10 protein-coding genes are annotated in these 9,296 nt (G+C 38.2%); 6 read left to right on the top strand and 4 right to left on the bottom strand.

All coding sequences use genetic code 11. The features are described 5' to 3' along the window. The first annotated feature begins 336 nt into the window (after positions 1 to 336). Positions 337 to 1,494 (top strand): tRNA (guanine(10)-N(2))-dimethyltransferase, encoded by a 1,158-nt coding sequence (locus J2743_RS11960; RefSeq protein WP_209627514.1) that lies wholly within the window; start codon positions 337 to 339, stop codon positions 1,492 to 1,494. A gap of 154 nt (positions 1,495 to 1,648) precedes the next feature. On the opposite strand, the gene J2743_RS11955 is transcribed toward J2743_RS11960, so the two are convergent. Continuing rightward, positions 1,649 to 2,341, bottom strand: a complete 693-nt coding sequence (locus J2743_RS11955) for a hypothetical protein (protein WP_209627512.1) — start codon at positions 2,339 to 2,341, stop codon at positions 1,649 to 1,651. A gap of 402 nt (positions 2,342 to 2,743) precedes the next feature. Here J2743_RS11955 and J2743_RS11950 point away from each other — a divergent pair, with 402 nt between their 5' ends. The 3 genes from J2743_RS11950 to J2743_RS11940 all read left to right on the top strand — a co-directional run bounded on the left by J2743_RS11950 (position 2,744) and on the right by J2743_RS11940 (position 5,148). After that, positions 2,744 to 3,439, top strand: a complete 696-nt coding sequence (locus tag J2743_RS11950) for a DUF4013 domain-containing protein (protein WP_209627510.1) — start codon at positions 2,744 to 2,746, stop codon at positions 3,437 to 3,439. A gap of 136 nt (positions 3,440 to 3,575) precedes the next feature. Further along, entirely contained in the window at positions 3,576 to 4,271 is a 696-nt protein-coding gene (locus J2743_RS11945; protein WP_209627508.1) for a DUF4013 domain-containing protein, read from the top strand. Between the two features lie 181 nt (positions 4,272 to 4,452). Further along, complete coding sequence (locus J2743_RS11940) at positions 4,453 to 5,148, top strand: DUF4013 domain-containing protein (protein WP_209627506.1); 696 nt, start codon at positions 4,453 to 4,455, stop codon at positions 5,146 to 5,148. A gap of 153 nt (positions 5,149 to 5,301) precedes the next feature. Here the strand turns inward: J2743_RS11940 and J2743_RS11935 are convergent, their stop codons facing one another. Then, entirely contained in the window at positions 5,302 to 7,164 is a 1,863-nt protein-coding gene (locus tag J2743_RS11935) for a glutamate synthase-related protein (RefSeq protein ID WP_209627504.1), read from the bottom strand. Continuing rightward, positions 7,161 to 7,796, bottom strand: a complete 636-nt coding sequence (locus J2743_RS11930; protein ID WP_209627501.1) for a GltB/FmdC/FwdC-like GXGXG domain-containing protein — start codon at positions 7,794 to 7,796, stop codon at positions 7,161 to 7,163. The genes J2743_RS11935 and J2743_RS11930 overlap by 4 nt, the downstream gene beginning before the upstream one ends. A 209-nt stretch (positions 7,797 to 8,005) precedes the next feature. On the opposite strand from J2743_RS11930, the gene J2743_RS11925 reads away from it, so the two are divergent. After that, on the top strand, positions 8,006 to 8,554 hold the full coding sequence (locus J2743_RS11925) for a helix-turn-helix domain-containing protein (protein ID WP_209627499.1): 549 nt from the start codon (positions 8,006 to 8,008) through the stop codon (positions 8,552 to 8,554). A gap of 274 nt (positions 8,555 to 8,828) precedes the next feature. On the opposite strand, the gene J2743_RS11920 is transcribed toward J2743_RS11925, so the two are convergent. After that, a complete protein-coding gene (locus J2743_RS11920) occupies positions 8,829 to 9,050 on the bottom strand; it encodes a hypothetical protein (RefSeq protein WP_209627497.1) in 222 nt (73 codons plus the stop codon). Between the two features lie 116 nt (positions 9,051 to 9,166). On the opposite strand from J2743_RS11920, the gene J2743_RS11915 reads away from it, so the two are divergent. After that, the coding region (locus tag J2743_RS11915) for an AsnC family protein (RefSeq protein ID WP_342451653.1) at positions 9,167 to 9,296 on the top strand (130 nt) is incomplete at its 3' end.

Below are 9,296 nucleotides of genomic sequence, written 5' to 3'. Positions count from 1 at the left end.
ATATGTATTTGCCAAATTAAACAGTTTAAACCATGAATTCAATCCAATAAAAAATTTAAATATCCAAAGATCTAACAGATAATCGAAATTCTCTACATATAATTTAATATTGGTAAATAATTTTACCCTATTAAATTAGTATATCAATAGTTTTGCCATGTGGATTATTAATAAGTAATAGTTTGACTTGTAAATAATAATAGCATGACCTTGGATAGTTTTACCCTGAGATCATTAATTAGTTTAATGCCATGAACTAATGTGTATGTGCGATATCAATAAATATAAAATAGGGTTTATACTCTGCTTATAACGTTATATTTTCGAGGTTAGCAAATGGATTTTTTGTACATTGAAGAGGGTGATGTAAGGATAAAAATCCCTCAGTTTGAAAAAGTATCCTCAAGGGTTCCTGTTTTTTACAATCCAGCCATGGAACTCAACCGGGACTTATCAGTAGCTGCTTTAACTGTTTACAGGCAAATGAAGGATGATGATATTAAAATTTGCGATGCATTTGGAGGAAGTGGAATAAGGGGGATAAGATATTCAAAAGAAATAAAAGGCGTTGGCATGGCAGTAGTGAATGATTTAAATCCTTTAGCTGTTGAAATTGCCCGTGAAAACGTTACCCGAAATGATTTATCCAATGTGAAGGTTTGTAGAGATGATGCCAACCTATTACTGCGTAAATGTGGAGGTAAGTTCGATGTGGTGGATATTGACCCTTTTGGCACTCCCTCACCCTATGTTGATTCTGCTGCTTCCAGTTTGAAGGCAGGTGGAATGATTTGTGTCACTGCCACAGACACATCCGCCCTTTGTGGCACCTATAAAAATCCCTGTATCAGAAAATACAGTGCGAAACCCATGAAAAATGAATACTGCCATGAAACCGGTATTAGAATACTCGCAGGATTCCTATGCCGCACTTTTTCAAAGTATAAAAAGCATTTGGAGTTCCAATTCTCCCACAGCACGGAACACTACATGCGTATCTATGCCCTGGTCGGAAAAGGAGCTAAACAAACAGACCAATCCTTAGAAAACCTTGGACACATAGCACACTGCTCTAAATGCCTTAACCGTCAGATTTTCAAAGGAATAAGTCCCCTTATACCATTTAAGTGTCCTGAATGTGGTGAGGTCTGGAATGTTGGTGGTCCTCTATGGTGTGGGGAAATACAAAATCCCGATTTTTTGAGTAATATGCTAGAATTGGTTCCCCATCTCAATTTAAACACAGAAAATAAGGTTTTAAAACTCCTGGAAAGGTGTTTTGATGAGTCCCTTGCCCCGCCCACTTTTTATGATCTGCATGTTATTTGCCGGAAGTTGAAGACCAGTGCCCTTCCACTGAAGTTCATCATGGATTCTGTTGAAAAAAAAGGACACCATGTTTCCAGAACTCATTTTAATCCCAACGGTGTGAAAACTGACGCCCCATTACAATTAATTGAAGAGATTATTTTAAAGGAAAATAAAAACGAATAAAATTTCAATTTAGTAGAAGAACCATAGCGAATAATAGAAGAATTTTCTCAAAAAGTAAAAAAGGAGAATTGGATTACAGGGACTATATTATTGGTTCTCCTTCTATATTTATTAATTTCCATGTTTAACATTCCCTCATCCTCATAATATTGATTTACTGATAATTAAGCATATTATTAGTGTAATAATACTGTAATTCAGAGGAATGCAATAATTCGTAGTTCCGGTAAGGTAAACTTATATAAGGAGTCATCATGCCCTTTACAATATAATAATAGGCAGCGAATCTGCCGTATTCCTGCCAGGTGATATAGAAGTAAAGTGGAAAACCACAACCCTGAATGAATATAGGATTCCCTGATCGTGCCGTTCCATGCCAAACCATGGGCATGGGGCCCTGTTGCCCATTTTCAGCTGCTAATTCTAGAACGTATTCACGAGCCTCACTCCAACTATTAAATTCAATCCCATCTGCCCTGAATTTATACCTACCCTCGTCAGGGCCGTATAAAAACAGTTTAAGTGAATCTAAATAGTCAGTAGGATCGGCAGCACCAGTGCCCTCAGTGTCAATTAATGCCAATTCTATTATCATCACATCCCCCTCCTTGTAATGACGGTAATTGGAATCCCCGGCAAAATGAACAACCAGGGCACATTTAGAGCCTCTTTCCTCCGCATATTGTGCTAAAAGTTTAGAATGAGGATGTCCAGGATACATGTCAGGATTGGCAAGTTTTACAAATGCCAATCTACCCACGGGTTCAAACGGACCTACAGCTGTCGAGATAACAAGATAAACCCCAAATATTGCCAGGACTGCTATTAATATAACCTGCCATTTCATTGATTCACCAAAAACCCATTATACTTAATTTAAAACATAAAATGATATTTCCCTTATTTTTTTTAATCCTTATATATTGTTATTAGTTTTAAATATTTGTGTTTTCTCATGATTAAATGGAAAATTATGTGGAAAAATAGGTTTTAAGGGAAGATATTGGAAATTATAACCATCAGCCTAATCTTATAAACTGTGGTGATGAATTTTTCTTAACACTTAAAAATAATGAAGATAACAGTTTTTTAGGTTACTTAAAGCATTACCACAACCATTAGTTTACATAAATCTTTGATTACAATTAAACTCCTTATTACAATCAAATTAAATATATTGATGACAAAAAAATAGAATTAAATAGTTAAAGGTTACATTTTCCAGAATCATGTGAAAGAGGCGAATTATATGGACATAGGCTATTTAACTTCTGATGCAGCTAAATACCCATCAAAAGATTGGAAAAAAGTAATTATTTTGGGAATGTTATCTCTACTCAGTTTTTTGATCGTTCCAGGCTTTTTAACCATGGGTTATCTGTTCAGGGCCTTGAAATGGTCCATTGCAGGAGTTGATGATCTTCCTGATTTTGATGAGTGGGGAGAAATGTTCGTTGATGGTTTTAAAGTTTTTGTGGTGCAACTGGCCTATTTCATAGTTCCAGCGGTCATCCTATTTCTCAGTGTTTGGGCTTCCATTGGTTCACTCTTAGCCCTTCAGAGTGTAGGAGATGTAACTGTTCCCACCACTGTATTCAGTTTGATGGGAGGACTATTTTTCTTAGGAGTGATTGTGTCAGTTATTTTTGGAGTTTTTTTCACCATTGCCCTTGCTAATATGGCTTACTACAATGGAGAAATTAGGGCAGCCTTCCGTTTCCATGAAATAACTGATAGGATAGCAGCCATTGGCTGGGTGGATCTGATTATCTGGTACGTGATGATGATGATCATAGGCCTGGGCATTGGATTTGTAGCAAGTATTTTGTTCTTTATACCCATTTTAGGCTGGATTTTGATAATTTTAATCATTTATCCTTACCTTTATCTCTTGTACGCCAGAGCTTTGGGACTTTTGTTTGTTTCTGGTTTTGAAAAACAATGAAAATCAAGATTTTTATTAAAATTTTCAAAATTATTCACTTTTTAGGATTTTTATTACATATACTGGGAAAAAAGGAGCATTACCTTTTTATAATAAAAAAAACAAAAAATAACTCACCCAAAAAGGAGGTAATAATATGGAAATTGGAGAAATTATATCGAATTCCCTTAGTTATCCGTCACAAGACTGGAAAAAATTATTGATACTTGGAATCTTATTCCTGATAAGTTTTCTTATTATTCCAGCATTCTTAGTAATGGGATACTTCTTCCGAATTTTAAAAGGTTCCATTGCTGGTTTTGATGAACTCCCTGACTTTGATGAGTGGGGTGAAATGTTCATAGACGGTTTAAAACTATTTATTGTACAGTTTGTATATTTCCTGATACCAGCGATCATTATATTAATCGGTGTATGGGCTTCATTTGCTTCCCTATACACAGTAGGAACTGTTACTGATACCACCGCATTCCTAGGACTCATGGGTGGAACTGCCATTATTGGAATTATCCTGGCCATCATCCTCGGATTGATAGCAACCATTGCTATTGCAAATATGGCTTTGAATAATGGTGAACTCGGAGCAGCCTTCCGATTCAGCGAAATCTTGGAACAAATAAGTATGATTGGTTGGGGAAAATACATAGTATGGTACATCGTAATGATTATAGTTGGATTTATTGGAGGAATAATTGCCAGTATTCTGGGTTTTATTCCATTCCTTGGAACAATCATTGCACTTTTAGTGGTTTATCCATACCTGTACATGTTTTCTGCCAGATCTCTGGCTTTGCTCTATGGATCCAGCGTTGATGTGGGAGTTGTAGAATAAAAAATGGAAAAAATCCTTTTTTTCCTTTTCCTTTTTTTCTTTTGTTTCTAATTTAATACTTCTACTAACTATGAATAATAGTGAATTTTCATTTTATTTTATCTCATTGCAATAAGATACAACTTTTTTATAAAAGGAACTGCAAAAAATCATTAATCATTTTATATGGAGGTGAAAAAAAATGGAAATTGGAGAAATCATATCCGACTCTGTAAAGTACCCATCATCTGACTGGACAAAAATAATCATTTTAGCAGTAATTCTTTTGATACCAATTGTGAACTTCATTGGACTTGGTTACATCCTCCGGATCATTAAAGCAACATTGGCTGGTTTAAATGAACTGCCTGACTTTGATGAAGTGGGAGACATGTTCATTGATGGTTTAAAAGTATTGATTGTGGGAATTGTGTACGCTATCCCTATATGGATAATTGCAGCGATTATTGGTGCTATTATTGGTGTGGTATCACCTGCAGCCACAACTTACTACGTTGGTGCAGATGCAACTGCAATGATCGGGGGAATGATAGCTTCCTACGCAGTATTATTAATAGTAGCACTTATTGTGGGCTTAATAGAGATCATTGCAATAGCCAACATGGCCTACTATGATGGTGACATTGGAGCAGCATTCCACTTTAGTGATATCCTAAACTACATAGCCACAATTGGTTGGGGAAAATACCTAATCGTTTACATAACCATTGCAATAATTGGTGCTGTAATAAGCATTTTAGCCATGTTCATAGGGCTGTTACTACTCTTTGTTGGTGTGTTCATTACCATGCCACTGGCAATGTCCTATATCTACATGTTCGGATCCCGTGCTATAGCAATGTTATTTGCCGATGCATTAGCTGAAACCCCTGTATAAAAAAGGATACTCCCCTTTTTTTATTTTTCATTATTATTTTTTAAAAATTATTTATTTAAACATTAATTCCGCCATCAAACTCATATTGAATTGAAAATAAATTGAAAATGAAATTAAAAAATAGGGTTGAAAATAAGTTCTAATTTTATAGATTTAAAGTCCTGTCAATTTCACCCCGGTTATCTTGGCAGTATCACTGTTTAAAGCTCGCAAGTCGTCGGGTGAGAATTTACGGATGTCATCGTGACCTGCCAGTTGTGCCAGCATCTTAGTCTCCTCAGTCATGGATTTTATATAGTTAGCCACTCGCATGGCAGCCACTTCCACATCCAGACGTTCACGTAGTAGGGGATCCTGAGTAGCAACTCCTACTGGGCATTTTCCAGTGTAACACATACGGCAAGCACGGCATCCCATGGCGATCATGGCCCCAGTTCCAATGTAAGCTGCATCCGCACCCAGGGCCATTGTTTTGGCCACGTCGGCTCCGCTTCTTATTCCTCCGGTGATAATGAGATCCACAGTGTCCTTCATACCTATCTCTTTCAGGCCGTTTACTGCTTCCATAAGTGCTGCCAGGGTGGGAATTCCAGTATGTTCAATAACTACTTCTGGTGCTGCCCCAGTACCCCCTTCCATACCATCTACAGATATTATATCTGCACCGGCTTCTGCAACCAGTTGAACATCATCTTTTACTCTTCCCGGCCCTAATTTAACCACAATGGGCACCTGCCAGTCAGTGACTTCTCGGATGAGTTCTATATGTTTGGCCAGATCCCCGGGTCGGGTGGCATCCAGGAAGCGTGCTGGACTTAAAGCATCAGTTCCCAGGGGTATTCCCCTGATTTCGGCTACTTTAGGGCTTACCTTCTCGGCTAAGAGGTGTCCTCCCATTCCTGGTTTGGCTCCCTGTCCAATTTTAACTTCGATGGCATCTCCCACATTGAGGTAGTCGGCGGAAACTCCGAAACGTCCTGAAGAGTATTGTACCATGAGTTTGTCTGCGTATTCTCGTTCTTTGGGGAGCATTCCTCCTTCACCGGTGTTGGCGCATGAACCTACCAGAGAGGTTCCTTTGGCCATGGCCAGTTTACATTCCTCGGAGAGTGCTCCAAAGGACATACCTGCAATGAGGACTGGTGTTTCAAGTTCCAGGGGGTTTTCAGCATAACGGGTTCCCAGAACAACCTTGGTATTGCAGGCCTCCCTGTATTTATCAACTGGGGAAACAGAAGCCTGTCCAGGTAATATTATGATATCATCCAGTTTGGGGAGTTTTCTTTCGGTACCGAAACCACGCAGCACATATTTACCTTCTTTGGAGGTGAAACGTATGTTAGCGATGGTTCTAGGATCCCATATACTTCCTGCCCCAGTAGGTATCAACACCGGACATGCTGCTGTACACGAACCACACATTATACAGCGACTTTTATCAATTTCTGCATGGTCATCCACAATTTTGATGGCGTTGGTGGGGCATACAATTTCACACGTTCCACAGAAGACACAAAGGCCTTCAGTTGAAACTGCAAGGTCTCCTGAGGGAGATAAATTTCGAGGGGTATTGGTTCCCATGGAGTTATCCATTTCAAAGCTCTGCTGCAGACCGGTGGCGAATTCTTTAACATCCACCACACTTAAGCAACCTTCCGTGCAGGCTTTCACACAGGCTGGTTGGTCTTCACCAGACTCCAGACACTGTTGCTCACATTTGAGCATCCTATCATCAACGTAGGTGATGCTTCCAATGGGACACATGAGCATGCACAGGCGGCAACCCACACAACGGTCATTGTTGATCTTTACCACATCACCTTCACGGTAAATGGCATCTCTAAAGCATCCCCTCATACATGAGGGGTTGATGCATTGCTGGCAGACAATGGTCTGGTAACCCTCTGTCATTTTATGCAGGAAGATGCTGCTTTCCTTGTTTACTGCAGCACAGGCTTCAATACATTCGTTGCACCCGTCACACTTTTCCGGGTCAGTTAATAGGATTTGTTTCATTTGGATGCCTCCTTATCACCATAGAATGGTCTCAGTGCCTGTGGTCTAATTTTTATGAAATCATCGGCCTGGGCATCTATCTCGTATTTTTGGAAGATCAATGATAGTTTCTGCTTGTCCTCAGCATCGAGTTCAATTACGGTGGCGTTAGTACCAGTCTGGTAGTTTCCAGCCACGTAGATGTTTCCTCCGATCATCCAGTCCCCAGTATCTTCACCCGCATTTCCAGTGACGATTATGTCTCCACTGAGCATGTAAAGTCCGGCAAGGTTTCCCATGTTTCCATTTATAACCAGGATTCCTCCTTTATTAAGCTGACCCACCCCGTCTCCTGCATCACCGTAAACTACGATGTTGCCATTGTAAGTTCCGAATCCAACTCCATCTTCGGCTGATCCTCTTACAATGATCTCTCCAGAGGTCATGTTGTCACCCACGTAGCGACCAACGTTTCCTTCTATTTGAATCGAAGCTCCGTTGTTCAAAGCAGCGACAAAGTCCCCCACATCTCCTTTAAGCGTTATATCTGTCCCCACACCCAATCCTACCGCTATAGAATTTAATTTACCTGGTTTTTCAAGAGTGATGCTTTTTTTATCTTCAGTTAATGCCTTCTTTATTTCAAGGTTCAACTGTCGTGTTGTATAGTTTTCTGCTTTTATGGTGGCTTGTGATGTACTCGTTCTAATTCCCCCATGAATATTTGAAATCTCTAAGGGTAATAAATCAGGATAAGGTATATACTTTACTTTTCATGCAACTTTCAGAGTATACAATTATATACTAAAATGAGACATCATTGTGTAGGGTATGAATAAAACATCACTTAGAAGATGATCTCATGAAAACCTTAATCACCAATTTAAGAGGGCAATGCCTGTTCAACGTCTCTATGAAAACTCAACCAGAAGGCTTAATTAGCTTGCACTATGGGAAACACCGAAAAACCGAGTTAGATGCTCTGTTAAAAGGAGGTGAAATCAGGATAGATACTGAAGATCCTCAAGATGCTTTAAATCGGATTTTAGACATTATTAGAGGGGCTAAAATTCATGGCGATGTTTATGTTGCTTATGGTGCAGGTGGTATTGGTCCTCTTTTAAATTTTGCAGCCAACCGCGAAGGAGTTAACGGAATTTTCACCTGTTTTGGAGAGAAAGTGGTTAGATTACCACCATTACAACTAAAAATTTCCGGAACCAAACTAAAAATATTGGAAATATTAACACACAACGATTTGAATGCAGTTGAAATTGGGAAAAAAGTTGAAATATCCAGAGCAATGGTTTACAAACATCTTAACGGACTTATTGACATGGGGCTGGTTAAAAGATCCAATTCCATGGAAAAATACAGTATCACTGATGCAGGGACACTGGCAATGTTATGAAAAGACCTCCAAGTTGATTGTAAAAAAATCTCCACAATTAGATGTCTAGTAATAAATGACCATATGGGATTATGAAAAAATCATTTTTGCTGAACATTGATACAGAAAATTTTAAAAAAAATAGGAAAAAATATAAAATAATGATTTAAATAATAATAAAAATAAGGGTTATATCCTCCATATGACTGTGGTATTTCTCACCTGTTTCACGAGGTTACTATGTCCATGAGATCCTTGATTCAAAATGACCACCTTAAAAATGACAACTGGACTTTCACTCCATTGGATATTCAATGCGTAGTTTATAACTGGCTTTATCACTCAAAAGCACAGTTCCTGGAACAAAATAATCTTCAAATTTCTGAACTTTCTTTATCATGCATGGTTCAAAATCTATCTTCGTGGTGTACGACCGACATTCCTTATCATCAATCATACCCTTCTTTACCAGTTCAATATACCTCATTTTTATGGTCTCTTCACTTAACAAACCCATTTGATCACCTAATAATAACTTGTACAAACTTGTATTTAAATTATTTCCAACGATTTTTAAATAATGTATAATAAATCAGTAATCATATCCATAAAATATAAACAATGTTTATATAAATGGTGAGTAAGATGAAAGAAAATGAAAAAAAGATAGATACAGTGGAAATTGATGATATAGATCGTAAAATCATTAGTTTGTTTAACGAAGATGGTAGAATGTCTTATAGAAAGATCGCCAAACGTCTTG

The sequence above is a fragment of the Methanobacterium petrolearium genome (assembly GCF_017873625.1).
Lineage (GTDB): Archaea > Methanobacteriota > Methanobacteria > Methanobacteriales > Methanobacteriaceae > Methanobacterium > Methanobacterium petrolearium.
The sequence above is the reverse complement of the archived record's forward strand: the minus strand, read 5'-3'. Positions and strand labels throughout refer to the sequence as shown.

Excerpts from the sequence above, each read along its gene's own strand:
- J2743_RS11935 (WP_209627504.1), bottom strand. The coding sequence starts at position 7,164 with ATGAAACAAATCCTATTAACTGACCCGGAAAAGTGTGACGGGTGCAAC.
- J2743_RS11950 (WP_209627510.1), top strand. The coding sequence starts at position 2,744 with ATGGACATAGGCTATTTAACTTCTGATGCAGCTAAATACCCATCAAAA.
- J2743_RS11955 (WP_209627512.1), bottom strand. The coding sequence starts at position 2,341 with ATGAAATGGCAGGTTATATTAATAGCAGTCCTGGCAATATTTGGGGTT.
- J2743_RS11960 (WP_209627514.1), top strand. The coding sequence starts at position 337 with ATGGATTTTTTGTACATTGAAGAGGGTGATGTAAGGATAAAAATCCCT.
- J2743_RS11945 (WP_209627508.1), top strand. The coding sequence starts at position 3,576 with ATGGAAATTGGAGAAATTATATCGAATTCCCTTAGTTATCCGTCACAA.
- J2743_RS11920 (WP_209627497.1), bottom strand. The coding sequence starts at position 9,050 with ATGGGTTTGTTAAGTGAAGAGACCATAAAAATGAGGTATATTGAACTG.
- J2743_RS11940 (WP_209627506.1), top strand. The coding sequence starts at position 4,453 with ATGGAAATTGGAGAAATCATATCCGACTCTGTAAAGTACCCATCATCT.
- J2743_RS11925 (WP_209627499.1), top strand. The coding sequence starts at position 8,006 with ATGAAAACCTTAATCACCAATTTAAGAGGGCAATGCCTGTTCAACGTC.